This window comes from Rhizobium sp. BR 250 (assembly GCF_047445855.1).
Taxonomy (GTDB): domain Bacteria; phylum Pseudomonadota; class Alphaproteobacteria; order Rhizobiales; family Rhizobiaceae; genus Agrobacterium; species Agrobacterium tumefaciens_I.
The window spans coordinates 235,688-251,627 of the sequence record NZ_JARWKW010000002.1; the positions used below are offsets into that span (position 1 = coordinate 235,688).

The following is a 15,940-nucleotide window of genomic DNA, read 5'->3' on the forward strand; positions in this document are numbered from 1 at the left end:
CGCGGCGGAGGTTGCCCTGCGGACCACCAGAAAAGGCCGAACGATTGACCGGAATGCCACAGACACCATTGCTCGACCGGGTGAATTTTCCCTCCGATCTCAAGGAGATCGATGATCGCGACCTGCCGGAACTGGCACGGGAACTGCGCGACGAGATGATTGATGCCGTGTCAAAAACCGGTGGCCATCTGGGCGCCGGCCTCGGCGTGGTGGAACTGACGATTGCCATTCACAAGGTTTTCAACACGCCCGAAGACCGGCTGATCTTCGATGTCGGCCATCAATGTTATCCGCACAAAATCCTGACCGGCCGGCGTGATCGCATCCGTACCTTGCGGCAGGAGGACGGGCTTTCCGGTTTCACCCGGCGGGCCGAAAGCGAATATGACGATTTTGGCGCCGGCCATTCCTCCACTTCCATTTCCGCCGGTCTGGGCATGGCGGTGGCGGCAGGGCTCGATGGCAGCGACCGCAAGGTGATCGCCGTAATCGGCGACGGTTCCATGTCGGCCGGCATGGCGTTTGAGGCGCTCAACAATGCCGGCGCGCTCGATGCGCGGCTGATCGTCATCCTCAACGACAACGATATGTCGATTGCGCCGCCGACGGGCGCGATGAGCGCCTATCTGGCGCGTCTTGCCTCCGGCCGCACCTATATGGGCTTTCGCGATTTCGGCAAGAAACTGACGGCCTATCTCGGCAAGACCATCGACCGCGCCATTACCCGCGCCGTGACCCATGCGCGTGGTTACGTGACCGGCGGCACGCTGTTCGAGGAGCTTGGTTTCTATCACATCGGCCCGATCGACGGTCATTCCTTCGATCACCTGCTGCCGGTGCTGCGCAATGTGCGCGACAACCAGAAAGGCCCCGTCCTCATCCACGTGGTGACGCAGAAGGGCAAGGGGTACGCGCCGGCGGAAGCGGCAGCGGATAAATATCACGGCGTCAACAAGTTCGACGTCATCACCGGCGCGCAGGCGAAAGCCAAGCCGAATGCGCCGAGCTATACCAGCGTCTTTGCCGAAGCGCTGATCCAGGAAGCCACCCTCGACGACAAGATCATCGGTGTGACGGCCGCCATGCCGAATGGTACCGGCCTCGACAAGATGGCCGAGCTTTTCCCGTCTCGCACCTTCGATGTCGGCATTGCCGAGCAGCACGCCGTCACCTTTGCGGCCGGGCTCGCGGCTGACGGTTACAAGCCGTTCTGCGCGCTTTATTCCACCTTCCTGCAACGCGGTTACGACCAGCTGGTACATGATGTGGCGATCCAGAGCCTGCCCGTGCGTTTCCCCATCGACCGCGCCGGTTTTGTCGGCGCGGATGGACCGACCCATGCCGGCTCCTTCGACACGACGTTCCTCGCCACCCTGCCCGGCATGGTGGTGATGGCGGCGGCCGACGAGGCGGAGTTGAAACATATGGTCCGCACGGCGGCGGCTTACGATGAAGGCCCGATTTCCTTCCGTTATCCGCGCGGCGAAGGTGTCGGTGTCGAAATGCCGGCACGCGGCGAGATCCTTCAGATCGGCAAGGGTCGCATTATCAAGGAAGGCACCAAGGTTGCGCTCCTTTCCTTCGGCACCAGGCTGGCGGAATGTCTTGCGGCCGCCGAAGATCTCGATGCCGCCGGTCTTTCCACCACGGTTGCCGATGCGCGCTTCGCCAAGCCGCTCGATCTCGACCTTATCCGCCAGCTTGCCGCCCATCACGAGGTTCTGGTGACGATCGAGGAAGGTTCCGTTGGCGGTTTTGGCGCGCATGTGCTGCATTTCATGGCCAGCGCCGGTCTGCTCGACCATGGACCCAAGGTCCGGACGCTGACCCTGCCCGACCAGTGGGTGGAACAGGCCAAGCCCGAGACCATGTATGCCAATGCCGGCCTCGACCGCGCCGGCATCGTTTCCACCGTGTTCGATGCGCTTGGCCAGCGTCAGGCCGGTGTGGGATTTGCTGGCTGAAGCAAGCTTCCCGAGGTGAAGGAGGCGGGCAGATGATCCCGCCCCTCGTCACTGTTTTATGCCGCCGCGCCATCAAGGAAACCGACGACATTGTCGATCCGTCCGTCGGCATCGCGGCTGACGACATCGGTACCGCCAGCGACATCGTCTCCATCGGGCGAAATCAGGCGCCATGAGAAACGGGTGAAATCGCCGTGGCCATCTGGGGTGCCGGTGAGCACGAAGCGATAACCCGGAAATTTCTGCCGCGCCGCCTCGATCATTGCGGCTATTCCCTTCTGGCCCTCACCCTGCATCAGGGGGTCGATATAACGGGCCGTTTCCGCCCATGCCTTGCCGATCAGCTGCCTGCGGCGTTCGCCGTCTTCCTCGTTCCAGACCGCGAGATAGGTTTCGGCGATTGCGAGATGCTGTGTCATGATTGCGCTCCTTTGGGTTGACGGCCTGAGCATGGCGGGGATGGGGAAGCGGAACAATTACCTGCGAGGTAATCGCATTGGCGATATCTTCTGCTAGGTTGCGGGGCATGACACATCATCGAGAACATGTCGGCCAGGTGCTGAAGGAATGGCGAGCCCGTCGCAGATTGAGCCAACTCGATCTGGCGGTAGAGGCTGAAATATCCGCACGTCACCTGAGTTTTGTCGAAAGCGGGCGCTCGTCCCCCAGCCGCGAAATGCTGGTGAGGCTGGCGGAACAGCTTTCAATGCCCGCCCGCGCCGCCAACCGGCTGATGCTGGCGGCGGGTTATGCGCCTGTCCATTCCGAACGATCGCTGGATGCGCCGGATATGGCGGCAGCCCGGCAAGCCGTCGAAACCGTCGTGCATGGGCACATGCCCTTCCCCGCCCTTGCCGTCGACCGGCACTGGAATGTTGTCCTTGCCAATGATGCGATCACGTCGCTGCTCGCCGGCGTTTCCCGGGACCTGCTTCAGCCGCCACTGAACGCACTGCGGCTGAGCCTGCATCCGGATGGCTTAAGTTCCCGCATCGTCAACCTTGCCGAATGGCGTCACCATCTGCTTGAACGGCTGAAACGACAGGTGGAAGAAACCGGAGACGTGGTGCTTTCCCGCCTGCATGCGGAGCTTGCGGTCTATCCCGCACCGAAGCTTTCTGCCCATGCCGCCGGGGCAGATCCGCTGGCGATACCGCTCCAGCTTCGTGATCCGTCTTCGGGCGCTATCCTGAGCTTCATTTCAACCACAACGGTTTTCGGCACGGCGACGGATGTGACGCTGTCGGAACTGGTGCTGGAATGTTTCTACCCCGCCGATGCTGCAACCCGCGCGGCACTGATGCAAGGCACCAAGGAGTAAGACCCGTGCACACCACCTATCTCATTGGCTTTCAGGTGCGCCCCGGCCAGCGCGAGCGTTTTCTAGAATTGCTGAACGCGCTGCTCGACGCCATGCGGCACGAAAAGACCTTCTTGAACGCAACCCTGCACCGGGATGGCGCAGACGAGAACCGCTTCCTGCTGCACGAGACCTGGAGCGACCATCAGGACGTCATCGACGTTCAGATCCACCGCCCCTATCGGCAGGCATGGCATGACGCCCTGCCCGATCTTCTGGATGCGCCGCGGGATATTTCCGTCTGGCATCCCATGCGGGCCGATCACGCGGCATAACAAAATGGACCGCGAAGAGGCCCCGCGCACGAGGCGCGGGTCCTCTGCCCACGTTAGGATTTTTGCGACAATATCCGCGGCTCGCCTATTTTGAACCACGCCTTGGCGATCCTGCCGTTTTCGACTTCATAAATGCAGGCAACGTCGACCTCTCCCTTTCCTTCCGGAAAGTTCCGCGTGACCGTTTCGTGGTCGATGACGAGATTTCCGACAATAACGCGCGTCAGCAGTTCCCCGTGCAAATCCGGCTCCTTGAAGCGCTCGATGTGGCGCGCTCGTATCTCTGCCGCACTTCCTGCCAGAAGCGTCGCCGGGAAGGCATAATACTGACAATCATCCGCCCACCAGGCCATGAATGCATCGATGTCGCGGGCATTATAGGCCTCCAGCTGCTGTTGCACCGGGAGTTCGATTTCACTGTTCAAAACGCACCTCTTCAGAAAAGCCGTCGTGGCAAAATGGATTTTTAAATGAGTGAATGCCCTGCATTTGCCAAGAGGTCGACCGTTTTCTCCAGATCATTCGATTTCACCAGCAGGTGGTCGCCATCGAAAGTCGAAACCACGAATATTCCTATTCCATTGGTCGACAACGGTTCGATGACCGACAGAACGATGCCGGTCTCATCAAAGGCAAACGGACCCTGAAACTTGAAACACGACCAACCCTGATCAACCCGCACATCCTGCGGTATGCGATCTCTCCTGCAGACGATGGAAAGTTCATCATCGGTCCGGGTGATACTGACAAACCCGCCACCATCGGCCCATGCCGGAATGGCCTCGGACGCAGCAAGCCGGGCAATTCCATAGGAACCATCCAGAATTTTCAGTTTAACGCGAGGCGCCATCTGGAAATTACCTTTCTGAAAAACCGCGACGGTTCCGGTTAAAGCCGGATCGCGGTTTCCTCTTTCGCCGTCTTGATGACGACCATGGTGAAGAAGCGCGCGACATTGTGCTGGTCGCGGAACAGCCGGTCGCAGAGCGCGTCGAATTCCTCCATGTCGCGCAGCCGCAGCATCAGCACGACATCGCTCGCGCCGGTGACCGCATAGGCTTGCGACACCGCCTCTTCGGCGCTCGCAATATCCAGAAAGCGGCGCATATGCTGCTCTCCATGCAGTTTCAGCTCCACCGTCACCAGCGCCTTGAGAACGCGCCCCGCCTTGGCGGGATTGAGGATCGCGACAATGCGGTCGATCACGCCCGATTTGCGCAGCCGTTGCAGGCGGCGCAGGCAGCTGGAAGGGGACAGCCCCACCTCATCGGCCATATCCACATTGGTGCGCGATGCATCGTTCTGCAAAAGATTCAAAAGTTTCAGGTCGATCCGATCCATGCCGGCAGCATATCCACCTGCGGCCAATTTGCAATAAAATTGCAAGATAGTGCAATCTTTGACCACAAATGCGAATGGCTTCAGCCTAGAGAAAAGGGACAAACCTTCAGGGAGTCTCACATGCCATTTTTCGCAACCGTCCGGCAGAAAACGCGGGAAACGCTCGGAATTTACTGGGTGCTCGTGCGGATCACGGTTCCGATCGCCATATTGACCGAAGTTTTATCGAGAATGGGGGCAATCGAGGCGGTGGCACCTGCCTTTGCGCCCGTCATGAACCTTATCGGACTTCCCCCGGAGCTCGGTCTTGCCTGGCTGACGGCCATGCTGGTCGGCATATGGGGGGCGGTGCCGCTCATCTTCACCCTCGTTCCCGCATCGTCATTGAGCGTCGCGGATATCACCGTTTTTTCCGCACTCATCCTCTTTGCGCATGCCCTGCCCATCGAACAGAAGATCATCGCCAAGGCGGGACCGGGCATGCTCGTTTCCACGCTGCTGCGCATCGCCGGCGGCCTGCTTTATGCGTTTCTCCTGCACCAGATTCTGGAAGCCACGGGATGGCTGTCCGCCCCGGTGAACCCGGCCTGGATCGCAATGGGCGCCACACCCGATTGGACGGGTTATTTCCTCGGCCTTGGGGAAACCATGGTCTGGATGTTTGTCATCCTTCTCGCTTTGTCGTTCGGACTTGAAATCCTTCGCGTGACCGGCCTGCTGGCGCTGATGATGAAGGCGCTTTCACCGCTCCTGCGTCTTGCCGGTATTCGCGGCGAGGCGGAACATCTCACCGCCATCGGCCTGTTTCTGGGGATTTCTTATGGCGCGGGTTTCCTGATCCGCGAGGCGCAATCGGGGGCGGTCTCACCACGCCAGGTGTTTCTCTCCTGCGTGTTCATGGGCTTTGCCCATAGCGTGATCGAAGACACGCTGGTGGTGATGTCGCTGGGCGCCGATGTCTATGGTGTTCTCGTCGGGCGGCTTGTTTTCGCCGTTGCGGCAACCGCCGTTATTGCCGCCCTGCTTCACCGACTGTCCGATGAGCAGTTTTTCGCGCGGATGTTCCGGTTGCAGGGAACGTAACTATGTCCCCGTCTCAAGAGCTGATGCAAAAAAACGGGGCCTTGCGGCCCCGTTTTCCATTACTCAGTCTGAAAGACGATCTCAGAATTCCGTCCAGTCCTGATCCTTCGCGGCCGGTGCCTCGGCGGCACCGCCAAAGGCGCGGGCAAGGCTCTGGCCAAGCGCGCGGGCGGGAGAAGCGACAGGCCGCGCAGCTGCGGAGGCAGGCTTCACCGGCGCCTTGCGCATCGGTGCGGCGGGCGCGGGCTGGAAGGCGGGCTTGGCGGAGGACTGACGCGGCGCCGAATATCCGCCGGCACTCGCGACAGCAGCGCGCATACCGTCCATTCTGAACTGGCCGAGCAGGCTGTTCAGCGCTTCCGCCTCGCGGGCCAAGGAATGGCTGGCGGCGGTCTGCTGCTCCACCATGGCGGCGTTCTGCTGCGTGCCCTGATCCATGGTGTTCACGGCCGTATTGATTTCCTGCAGGCCGGTCGCCTGTTCGCGGGCGGCAACGACGATGGCGCTGACATGGGCGTTGATCTCTTCGACTTCCGCGACGATGAGTTCCAACGCCTTGCCGGTCTCGTCGACCAGATTGACGCCGTTTTCCACCTGCTGGCTGGAAGCGCCGATCAGCGTCTTGATTTCCTTGGCGGCATTGGCGGAACGCTGGGCAAGCTCACGGACTTCCTGCGCAACCACCGCAAAACCCTTGCCGGCATCCCCGGCACGGGCCGCTTCCACACCGGCATTCAGCGCCAGCAGGTTGGTCTGGAAGGCGATGTCGTCGATCACGCCGATGATATTGCCGATCTCGCCCGAGGATTTCTCGATCTCGCGCATGGCGGCAACCGCCTTGCGGACCACGACGCCGGACTTTTCCGCACCGGCACGGGCGCGCTGGACCAGATTGCCGGCATCTTCCGCGCCGCGGGCGCTATCACGCACGGTGGTGGTGACTTCTTCCAGTGCTGCGGCGGTTTCCTCGATGGACGCCGCCTGCTGTTCGGTGCGGCGGGACAGGTCGTCTGCAGCCGACAACATTTCCGAAGCACCCGCATTGATGGCGGCGGCATTTTCGCCGACCGTGCGCAGCGCCTGCTGCAGCTTGTCGACAGCGCCGTTGAAATTGAGACGGACAGGATCGATGGCAGGCGCAAAAGGCGTTTCGATGCGATAGGAAAGATCACCATCCGCAAGGGCGGCAAGACCCTTGCCAAGCTCGGCGCTGGCGAAGGCGCTTGCGGCCTCGTCTCTTGCCTTTTCTTCCTCGTTGCGGCGGCGTTCGGCCTCGGTTGCCGAGCGCATGCGCTCGGTTTCGCCGGCAAGGCGGGATTTTTCCAGCCCGGCCTGCTTGAAGACCAGAACGGCCTTCGCCATCTTGCCGACTTCGTCACCGCGATCGACAGCCGGAACTTCCGTGGTCATGTCGCCATCGGCAAGCCGGCTCATCGCCGCCGTCATGCCGACGATCGGCGTGACGATGGAGCGCGACAGCGCCCAGATGAGGGCGACGGCCAGGAGACCGGCAACGGCGCCACCACCCAGAAGGGCGTATTTGAGATTGAGGGCCGCGGCCTGCTGCTCGGCCGCATAGACGGCCGACAGGCCGTTCAGCTGATCCTTGATCTTGGCAGCGGAAGCGCGGAAGCCATCGAGCTGGCCCTTCGCCTGGTTACGGCCGATCTCGATGATTTCGGAAATCGGCGCTTCCGTCGTCTTGCGGGCGGCGATCTGCGGTTCCGCCAGTTCCTTGAAGAACACGGTAGCAGATTTTTCCATATCATCGATAGATTTCAGGATATCCGACTGGCCGGCGGCGAGAGCCCGGGCTTCATTGAGCTTCTTCAGCATCAGGTCGCGCTGGGCGAACACATCATTATAGGTGCTGTCGCTGCGGAACAGCAGGAAGCCGCGCTGGTTGACGGCCTGTTCCAGCATGGCAGCCGTCGCGCCATCCACGGCCTGGATGATATCCTTGGTCTCGTTGTTTTCGAGCGTGACACGCTCGCTCCCCAACGTCTGCCAGAACACGACCGCGGAAGCGAGCAGGCACACGCTCATCAAGGCACAGAAGGTGGCTATGAGCTTCAGGTTAATGGGGAGATTTTTCAACGACATCGCAAACTCTCTCGGCGACCCGATGCCTCGAAGCAGGCGTCTGCGCTGCAACGGTCGCAATTTAAGGAATGGAAGGAGATGCCATCATGGCGGGGTTCCGGTGGCCGCACAGGCCTTGCGGACAAAGTGCAATACAAGCCTTTATATTGGATTAATCGAACTTTCTCATTTTGCGGTGCAACAGCGCCTTCCGCAGCGATGGCGCACGCCGACAACCCCTTCCCCGCGATAAATCGCTTGCATCGGCGGAGTTTGACGGTCATTGACACGGGACCATGTCCAAAACATCTGAAAATGAACGGCTTGACCAGCTTCTTGTATCGCTCGGCCACTTCGCCAGCCGCTCGCGTGCGCGCGACGCGGTTTCGCGCAGCACCGTGAGTGTGAACGGCAAAATCGTCACCAAACCCAGCCAGACTGTCGCCGGAAATGCCGAAATCGCCATCAGCGACCCGGCGCAGGCCTACGTTTCCCGCGCAGCCCTCAAGCTCGTGGCCGCACTCGATCATTTCCGGCTCGATCCATCGGGCAAGGACTGTCTCGATGTCGGCGCATCGACCGGCGGCTTTACCGAGGTGCTGCTCGAGCGGGGCGCAAAACACGTCACCGCCATCGATGTCGGCCACGGGCAGATGCATCCGAGGATCGAGAACGACCCGCGCGTAACCAATCTCGAAGGGCTGAATGCGCGGTCTCTGACGTCGGAAGACCTGGACGACAGGCCCGTCACTTTCATCGTCTCGGATGTTTCGTTCATTTCGCTGAAGCTTGCGCTGGCCCCGGCGCTTGAGCTTGCCGAAACCGGCGCTCTGGCGGCTTTGCTGGTGAAGCCGCAATTCGAAGCCGGGCGCGATGCCATCAGCAAGGCCGGGCTTCTGAAGGAGCCCGAAACCGCGCCTGCCGTTGCGGCAGAGCTGGAACGCTGGCTCGTTGAAGACATGGGCTGGAAAAGCCTCGGCCTCATTCCCTCGCCGATTTCCGGCGGCGACGGCAATMTCGAATTTCTTCTCGGAGGCGAAAAGCCATGAGCACACAGACCGTCACCATCAAGAGCCTCGGCGCGCAGGGCGATGGCATCGCCCACTGTCCCGACGGCCCGGTCTACGTGCCCTTCGCGCTGCCAGGCGAAACGGTGGCCATCGCCAAGGTGAAGGATCATGGCACCGTCATGTCGATAGCCGAAGCCTCGGCGGATCGCCGCGAGCCCGCCTGCCGCCATTTCGGCCCCGAAGGCAAGAACGGCACCTGCGGCGGCTGTTCGCTGCAGCATCTTGCCGACCAGCCTTACCATGCCTTCAAACGGGAGCTGGTGGTCTCGGCACTGAAATCAAAGGGCCTGACACCGCCGGTGGACGATCTCGTCATCTGTCGCCCCGGCGAGCGCCGTCGTGCGGTGTTTGCCGCCCGCAGGACGGAAAAGGGCCTGCTGCTCGGTTTCAGCCAAGCGAACAGCCATCACATCGTCGCCATCGAGGAATGTCCCGTGACTTCACCGGGCATCGTCTCGCGGCTCGATGCCATCCGCGCCATCGGCCTTTCCATGGTGGCGAATGCCGAGCCGTTCCGCATCACCGTTCTCGAAACGCTCTCCGGTCTCGATATTTCCGTCGAGGGCATCAAATCGGTCAGCGACAAGCAGCGACGCACGCTCACGGAAACGGTGCTTGCCATGCGCGGCATTGCCCGCGTTTCACTCTCGGGTGAAATCCTGATCGAACCGCAAAAGCCGATCATCGAATTCGGCGGCGTTCCGGTTTCGCCACCGGCCGGCGGTTTCACGCAGGCGACGAAGCAGGCGGAAGATGCCATGGCCGAGCTTGTGCTTGCCCATGTCGGCAAATCCAAACGCATTGCAGATCTCTTCTGCGGTTCCGGCACATTTGCGCTGCGGCTTGCGCGCGTCGGCAAGGTGCATGCGGTGGAAGCGGAAGACAAGCCGCTGAAGGCGCTGGATTTCGCCGCCCGCAACACGCAGGGCCTGAAGCCGGTGAGCGTCGAGAAGCGCGATCTCTTCCGCCGGCCGCTGATGGTCAGCGAACTCAAGAATTACGATGCCGTCGTCTTCGATCCACCGCGCGCCGGCGCGGAATTCCAGTGCAAGGAACTCGCCCGCAGCACGGTGAAGAAGATCGTTGCGGTAAGCTGCAATCCGCTGACGCTCGCGCGCGATCTCGCCATCCTCACGGAAGGCGGCTATCGCATCACCCGCGTCACGCCGGTCGACCAGTTCCTGTGGTCGCCGCATGTGGAAGCCGTGGCGGTACTGGAGAAATGATCACCAGGCCGTATCGACCGTGCCATTGCCGACCACGCCCGAGCAGCGGCAGGAACCGCCAACACGACCCCGTTCCAGCGGGCAGATATAAGGCCGGCGGCGATTGGCGCTTTCCGGCGGGGTGATGACGCAGACGAAACGGGCGCGGCGCTGGTGGTCACGATTATTGCCGGAATAAAAATTCGGACTATCGTCATCCGCGGACTGCGCCAGGATGACGTCGCTGCTCGAAACCGACAAAGGCGCAGTCACGGCCGCTTCTGCAACGGTTACGGCGGAGAGTAAGACGGACAGAACAAAAACGACGTGACGCATGCGGAGGCCTTCACCTTTACTGGACCGGTTGGCGCGACCATACATAATCCGCATTCACAAGCACAGGGCTTCGAACGCAGGGGATGCCGCCTGTTTTTTCTCCCGCGGGGAGAAGAAACAAGTGGCGCGCACTCCCGAATGACAAGCAACGTCCCGTCGTCTTGTGCGCGCTCAACGGCGCATGAAGGCCTCGAAGGCGGCGCGCGCTTCCGAACTTTGCAGCTGCGCGATGAAATGGCGGCCTTCTTCTTCGATGCGGGCAAGAACATCGTCCGGGTTGCCGCGCACCAGATCGCGGGCGATCTTCAGCGCCTGCTGTGGTTTGGCGGCGAGCCGGGTGGCGAGCGCCAGCGATTCGCTCTCCACATGTTCGGGGGCGACGACTTTCCAGATCAGCCCGGCATGCCATGCCTGTTCGGCGGAAAAACCCTCGCCCATGGCCAGCAGCGCAAAGGCGCGCTGGTGGCCGATGAGCTTCGGCACGAGCAGGCTGGAGGCCGCTTCCGGCACCAGTGCCAGATCCACGAAAGGCGTCTTGAACAGGCTGCGGCTGGCGGCAACCGTCAGGTCACAATGAAGATTGAGCGTCGTGCCGATGCCGATGGCGAGCCCATCCACGCCGGATACCAGCGGCTTTTCGAAGGCGACGAGCGCTTTCAGAAGTTCGAGTGCCGCAAGCTTGCCCTTGCCACCGGACATGGCGAAGGCCAGGAAATCGGCCATGTCGTTGCCGGCGGAAAAGCAGCCTTCCGTGCCGAGAAATACGACCACCCGGATTTCGGGATTCGCATTGGCGGCATGCAATGCCTCGGCCATGCGCAGATACATGGCATCGGTGATGGCGTTTTTCTTTTCCGGCCGATTGAAGCGGATGGTCAGAACCTCCGGCGCATGGCCGACCCGCTCGACGAGAATGTGATCGTCCGACATCTGAAACTCCTCAAGCCAACAGGGTGCGGGCGGCGGCAAGGCTTGCCGCGCCTGAGATGACGCGGTCCTTCAGCGCAGCCGTTTCCGCCAGCAGGTTTTCCGCCGTGAAACGGCAAAGGGCTGCGCGGTGCTCGCCCCTGCCATCATCGACGGAGGCCAAAGCGCCTTTAGCGAGATAGGCGCCACTGAGCGCTAGGCCGAAGAGGCGCTGATAGGCCGTCGCTCCGGCAAGCGCGGTTTCAGTTTCGCCCGCCTTGATGCGGGAGAGCAGCCAGTCGGTCACCGTTTCCAGATCGTTGAGGCTGGCTTCGAGATAACGGGCGGTCTCGCCGAGATCGTCGCGGTTCGAAGCCGCTGTCCGGGCGGCGATCTCGCGCAGTTCGGCGATAAAACCGCGCACCTGCGCACCCTCGGAGAGCGGCAGCTTGCGCAACACCAGATCGATGGCCTGAATGCCGTTGGTGCCTTCATAAATCGGGGCGATGCGGGCATCGCGCAGATAACGCGCCGCGCCGGTTTCCTCGATGAAGCCCATGCCGCCATGCACCTGAATGCCCATGGAAGCGACATCGACGCCGGCATCGGTGGAGAAGGACTTGGCAATCGGTGTCAGAAGGGCAGCGCGCTCCTGCCAGTGAGCGCGCTGATGGGCGTCTTCGGTCGCATGCGCCATGTCGATGGCATGGGCGCAGCTGAAGGAAATCGCCCGTGACCCCTGCGTCAGCGCCTTCATCGTCAGCAATGTGCGGGCGATATCCGGATGTTCGATGATCGGGCTCATGCCGGAGCCCTGCCAGCCGGGCGCCTTGCCCTGCGTGCGCTCCTTCGCATATCCGATCGCCTTCTGGGTTGCCGCCTCGCAGATCGCCACGCCCTGCATGCCGACGGCCAAGCGGGCGTTGTTCATCATGGTGAACATGCAGGCGAGACCTTTGTTCTCCTCGCCGACCAGCCAGCCGAGAGCACCCTTTTCGTCACCGAACTTGCCGTCGCCGAAAATCATCGTGCAGGTGGGGGAGCCATGAATGCCGAGCTTGTGCTCCAGCGAATGGCAGAACAGGTCGTTGCGGCTGCCCGGCGCGCCGTTTTCATCGGGCAGGAATTTCGGCACGAGGAACAGCGAGATGCCGCGTGTTCCGGCCGGCGCATCCGGCAGGCGGGCGAGGACGAGGTGGATGATATTGTCCGCCGCGTCGTGTTCGCCCCAGGTGATGAAAATCTTCTGGCCGAAGATGCGGTAGGTGCCGTCACCATTGCGCTCCGCACGGGTCTTCAGCACACCGAGGTCCGATCCCGCATGCGGTTCGGTGAGGTTCATGGTGCCGGTCCATTCGCCGGAGACCAGCTTGGGAAGATAGATGCGCTTCAGATCATTGCTGCCGTGGGCGACGAGCGCTTCCACGGCCCCCATGGTCAGCGTCGGCGCCAGCGCAAAGGCCATGGAGCCGGAATTCCACATTTCGAGCGCTGCGACATTCAGCATATGCGGCAGGTTCTGGCCGCCGAATTCTTCCGGCGCGGTCAGGCTGTTCCAGCCCGCTTCCGCCCAGCGGCGATAAAGATCGGCCCAGCCATCCGGCGTCGTCACCTTGCCGTCAGCGAGCTTCGCGCCCTGGCGGTCGCCAATCTCGGCGAGCGGCGCAACCTCTCCGGTTGCGAAGCGACCGGCTTCCTGCAGAATGGCATCGACGAGATCTTCGCTGAGGTCTCCCAGCACACCCTTTGACAGCGCGTCTTCAAGACCCGCCACATGTTTGAGTGTAAAGGCGATATCATCCACCGGCGCGCTATACATGCTGCCTCCTCCCGAAGCTCTTGCATCTTGCTACTGCCCTCGGGCTAAATGATTTTTACGTAAACGTCAATTTGAAAATTCCCACCATTTCGGCAGGTTTGTTATAAAACTGTCATATGAATTTGCTCAGCATGCGCTGAAAGGCGCCTCGCCGCTGCCGCTCCCACACCGGAACGACGGGCGCCTCCCCTCCTCCCATCCAGCCAGTCAGGACTGCCACGATGGATCTCATAACGCCCACCATTCCCGGCCTTGTCTGGGCCTACCACTTCCAGCCGGGAACGGCCCCATGCCGCCGCCTAGCACCCGATGCCGGCTTCGACGAAATGGCCGGTTATGAGGGGTTCTACTGGCTGCATCTCAACCTCGCCGACCAGCGGGTGGCGGGCTTTCTCGAAACGATCGTCGGTCTCGATCCGGCGGCACGGGCAAGCCTCACCACCCATGAGACCCATCCTTCCATCGTGGTCGATGAAAAATCGCTCTATGGCACGCTGGTCGATTTCCAGCGGGAATTCGACAAGGAAACGCGCGATTTCGGCTGGCTGCATTTCGCGGTGAGCGACCGTTTCATCATCACCACCCGGCTACAGCCGCTGCATTCGGTGGACCGGCTGAAGGCGGCGGTCGACAAGAATTCCAATCGTTACCTCACGCCGTCGCATGTCTTCGAGGGGCTGGTGGCGGAATTCCAGCGCTCGCTCATCAATCTGGTGATGGAGACGACGGAAGAACTCAACGCCATCGAGGATATGGTCTATGACAGCGAGAACCGCGACGAGCGGCGGCGTCTTGCGCCGCTGCGCCGCACGGTCGTTCGCCTGCACCGGCATCTGCGCACCGTGCTTACCCTGATGCGGCGCGCTTCCGCCGCCGATGACGACGAGATGCCGGATGGTTTCGAGGATGTCGCCTCGCGGCTGATGAGCCGTCTGGAGGCTGTCGATCACGATGTTTATGCCTTGCAGGAGCGCGCAAGGCTGCTGCATGAAGAAATCGATTCCAAACTCTCGTCGGAAACCAACCGCCACCTCTATATCCTGTCGCTGATGACGGCATTCCTGCTGCCGCCATCACTGGTGACCGGCTTTTTCGGCATGAATACGGATGAGCTGCCGTTTACCGTCGGCACGGGCGGCACGCTTTCGGCCAGCGTCTTCATCGTGATTTCGGTCCTGCTCGCCTGGGTGGTGTTGAAGCGCGCGCGGATTTTGTGACAGCAAAAAGCCGCCCGGTGGTCACCGGACGGCTCTCTCGATTTAAACCTCGCTTCTATCAGCCGTAGGGCGAATAGCAGGGCTGGCGCGGGCCGTGATACGGCTGGAACGTGTTGCTATAGGCATCGTAGGAACGATAACGGCCATAGCACCAGTTCACATGTGCGCGGCTCATGCCGCCACGATAGACCGGGCGGTATTCGCGATAGACCGGACGCGGGCGATATTCCGGCACCGGACGGTAGATTTCGCGCGGCTGCGACAGTGCGCCGCCGATGATCGCACCCGTCGCAAAGGCTGCGAGCGGGAACCAGTAACCGTCATGGTGACGATAACCCGGGCGATAATCGCGATAACCGCGATGGCCGCGATACCAACCACGGCGGCCGCCCCAATCGTCACGATCGCGCCAATATTGCACATTCACGATATTCTGGCCGGCGTCATTGCCCACGGCCTCGACGCTCTTTGGCGCCACTGGCAACGGCATCGCTGCTTCTGCCGGAACGATCGCTCCTGCAACCACGATTGCAGAAAGACCGACAGCCAGGATATTCTTCACATAGCTTTTCATCTGACTTCCTCCATTCACGACGGTCGACAGGCCGTTCTCCGTGAATAATAGCAGTTTTTTCTTCTCGTTTGGCCAGTTTGTCGGGTCTGGCTGTAACTTTACCACCTACAGGCTAGGCGTCCGCGCCTGAACCCAGCATTAACGGCCCCATCACACCTGGTTTATCCAGATCGGCAGCCTTAAAACAAAAGCCCGGAATGAATCCGGGCTTTCCAAAACCGTCATCAGCGGCTGTAGGGCGATACGCATATGCGGCGTGGACCGCTGTTCGGCTGATAGGTATTGTCGTAGGCGCGATAGGAGCGCCAGCGGTTCTGGCACCAGGAGACATGGCTGCCGCCATAGACCGGCCGCGGCTGCGACATGGCGCCGCCGATGATGGCGCCTGCGGCAAAGGCTGCCAGCGGGAACCAGTAACCATTGTGATAACGGTAACCCGGACGACGATCGCGATAACCGCGGTGACCATTATACCAGCCGTCACGCGGCGGGCGCGGGCGATACATGCGGTCGCCATAACGGCGATCGTATCTGCGGTCCCATTCGCGATATTGCACCGGCACCACGTTGTCGGTGGAAACCGCCGGCTTGGGCATCGGAACAGGGACCTGGAACGCCTGCGACGGCGTAAAGCTGGTGAGGAACACGACGATCGCTGTAGCGACACTCGTTGTCCGGAAATTCATCATGATCTTCCTCCGTTTGCTT

General features: G+C 61.3%; 17 protein-coding genes. 7 read left to right on the forward strand and 10 right to left on the reverse strand.

The window, feature by feature from the left end:
* Positions 1–44: 44 nt before the first annotated feature.
* Entirely contained in the window at positions 45–1,964 is a 1,920-nt protein-coding gene (gene dxs, locus QD336_RS04220; RefSeq protein ID WP_499169514.1) for a 1-deoxy-D-xylulose-5-phosphate synthase, read from the forward strand.
* A gap of 56 nt (positions 1,965–2,020) precedes the next feature.
* On the opposite strand, the gene QD336_RS04225 is transcribed toward dxs, so the two are convergent.
* On the reverse strand, positions 2,021–2,383 hold the full coding sequence (locus QD336_RS04225) for a nuclear transport factor 2 family protein (protein WP_269342266.1): 363 nt from the start codon (positions 2,381–2,383) through the stop codon (positions 2,021–2,023).
* Between the two features lie 107 nt (positions 2,384–2,490).
* Between QD336_RS04225 and QD336_RS04230 the strand changes: the two genes are divergently transcribed.
* A complete protein-coding gene (locus tag QD336_RS04230; RefSeq protein WP_499169516.1) occupies positions 2,491–3,285 on the forward strand; it encodes a helix-turn-helix domain-containing protein in 795 nt (264 codons plus the stop codon).
* A gap of 5 nt (positions 3,286–3,290) precedes the next feature.
* Complete coding sequence (locus QD336_RS04235; RefSeq protein ID WP_499169517.1) at positions 3,291–3,599, forward strand: putative quinol monooxygenase; 309 nt, start codon at positions 3,291–3,293, stop codon at positions 3,597–3,599.
* Positions 3,600–3,652: 53 nt separating this feature from the next.
* Here the strand turns inward: QD336_RS04235 and QD336_RS04240 are convergent, their stop codons facing one another.
* Genes QD336_RS04240 through QD336_RS04250 form a run of 3 tightly spaced genes read right to left on the reverse strand, consistent with a single transcriptional unit; the run spans position 3,653 to position 4,940 of the window.
* Complete coding sequence (locus QD336_RS04240; RefSeq protein ID WP_499169518.1) at positions 3,653–4,024, reverse strand: nuclear transport factor 2 family protein; 372 nt, start codon at positions 4,022–4,024, stop codon at positions 3,653–3,655.
* Between the two features lie 41 nt (positions 4,025–4,065).
* Positions 4,066–4,449 (reverse strand): ACT domain-containing protein, encoded by a 384-nt coding sequence (locus QD336_RS04245; protein ID WP_499169519.1) that lies wholly within the window; start codon positions 4,447–4,449, stop codon positions 4,066–4,068.
* Between the two features lie 38 nt (positions 4,450–4,487).
* On the reverse strand, positions 4,488–4,940 hold the full coding sequence (locus QD336_RS04250) for an Lrp/AsnC family transcriptional regulator (RefSeq protein ID WP_269342259.1): 453 nt from the start codon (positions 4,938–4,940) through the stop codon (positions 4,488–4,490).
* A gap of 120 nt (positions 4,941–5,060) precedes the next feature.
* On the opposite strand from QD336_RS04250, the gene QD336_RS04255 reads away from it, so the two are divergent.
* Positions 5,061–6,023, forward strand: coding sequence for a nucleoside recognition domain-containing protein (locus tag QD336_RS04255; RefSeq protein WP_269342258.1), 963 nt, complete (start codon positions 5,061–5,063; stop codon positions 6,021–6,023).
* Positions 6,024–6,104: 81 nt separating this feature from the next.
* Here the strand turns inward: QD336_RS04255 and QD336_RS04260 are convergent, their stop codons facing one another.
* Positions 6,105–8,126: a methyl-accepting chemotaxis protein gene (locus QD336_RS04260; RefSeq protein ID WP_499169520.1), complete on the reverse strand. Its 2,022-nt coding sequence runs from the start codon at positions 8,124–8,126 to the stop codon at positions 6,105–6,107.
* Between the two features lie 275 nt (positions 8,127–8,401).
* Here QD336_RS04260 and QD336_RS04265 point away from each other — a divergent pair, with 275 nt between their 5' ends.
* Positions 8,402–9,154, forward strand: coding sequence for a TlyA family RNA methyltransferase (locus QD336_RS04265; protein WP_499169521.1), 753 nt, complete (start codon positions 8,402–8,404; stop codon positions 9,152–9,154).
* The gene (locus QD336_RS04270; protein ID WP_499169522.1) at positions 9,151–10,401 is read left to right on the forward strand and encodes a class I SAM-dependent RNA methyltransferase; all 1,251 of its coding nucleotides are present in this window, start codon (positions 9,151–9,153) and stop codon (positions 10,399–10,401) included. Before QD336_RS04265 ends, QD336_RS04270 begins: the two co-directional genes overlap by 4 nt.
* Here QD336_RS04270 and QD336_RS04275 read toward each other — a convergent pair whose 3' ends face one another.
* From QD336_RS04275 to QD336_RS04285, 3 genes are all read right to left on the reverse strand, one after another.
* Complete coding sequence (locus QD336_RS04275; RefSeq protein WP_499169524.1) at positions 10,402–10,716, reverse strand: hypothetical protein; 315 nt, start codon at positions 10,714–10,716, stop codon at positions 10,402–10,404. It abuts the gene before it with no gap.
* 171 nt (positions 10,717–10,887) lie between these two features.
* Positions 10,888–11,646, reverse strand: coding sequence for a crotonase/enoyl-CoA hydratase family protein (locus tag QD336_RS04280; RefSeq protein WP_499169526.1), 759 nt, complete (start codon positions 11,644–11,646; stop codon positions 10,888–10,890).
* A 10-nt stretch (positions 11,647–11,656) separates the two neighbouring features.
* Complete coding sequence (locus QD336_RS04285; protein ID WP_499169527.1) at positions 11,657–13,441, reverse strand: acyl-CoA dehydrogenase family protein; 1,785 nt, start codon at positions 13,439–13,441, stop codon at positions 11,657–11,659.
* A 221-nt stretch (positions 13,442–13,662) separates the two neighbouring features.
* Here QD336_RS04285 and QD336_RS04290 point away from each other — a divergent pair, with 221 nt between their 5' ends.
* On the forward strand, positions 13,663–14,658 hold the full coding sequence (locus QD336_RS04290) for a transporter (protein ID WP_269342250.1): 996 nt from the start codon (positions 13,663–13,665) through the stop codon (positions 14,656–14,658).
* A gap of 58 nt (positions 14,659–14,716) precedes the next feature.
* On the opposite strand, the gene QD336_RS04295 is transcribed toward QD336_RS04290, so the two are convergent.
* Positions 14,717–15,232, reverse strand: coding sequence for a BA14K family protein (locus QD336_RS04295; protein WP_269342248.1), 516 nt, complete (start codon positions 15,230–15,232; stop codon positions 14,717–14,719).
* A 224-nt stretch (positions 15,233–15,456) separates the two neighbouring features.
* A complete protein-coding gene (locus tag QD336_RS04300; RefSeq protein ID WP_269342247.1) occupies positions 15,457–15,921 on the reverse strand; it encodes a BA14K family protein in 465 nt (154 codons plus the stop codon).
* Positions 15,922–15,940 lie beyond the last annotated feature (19 nt).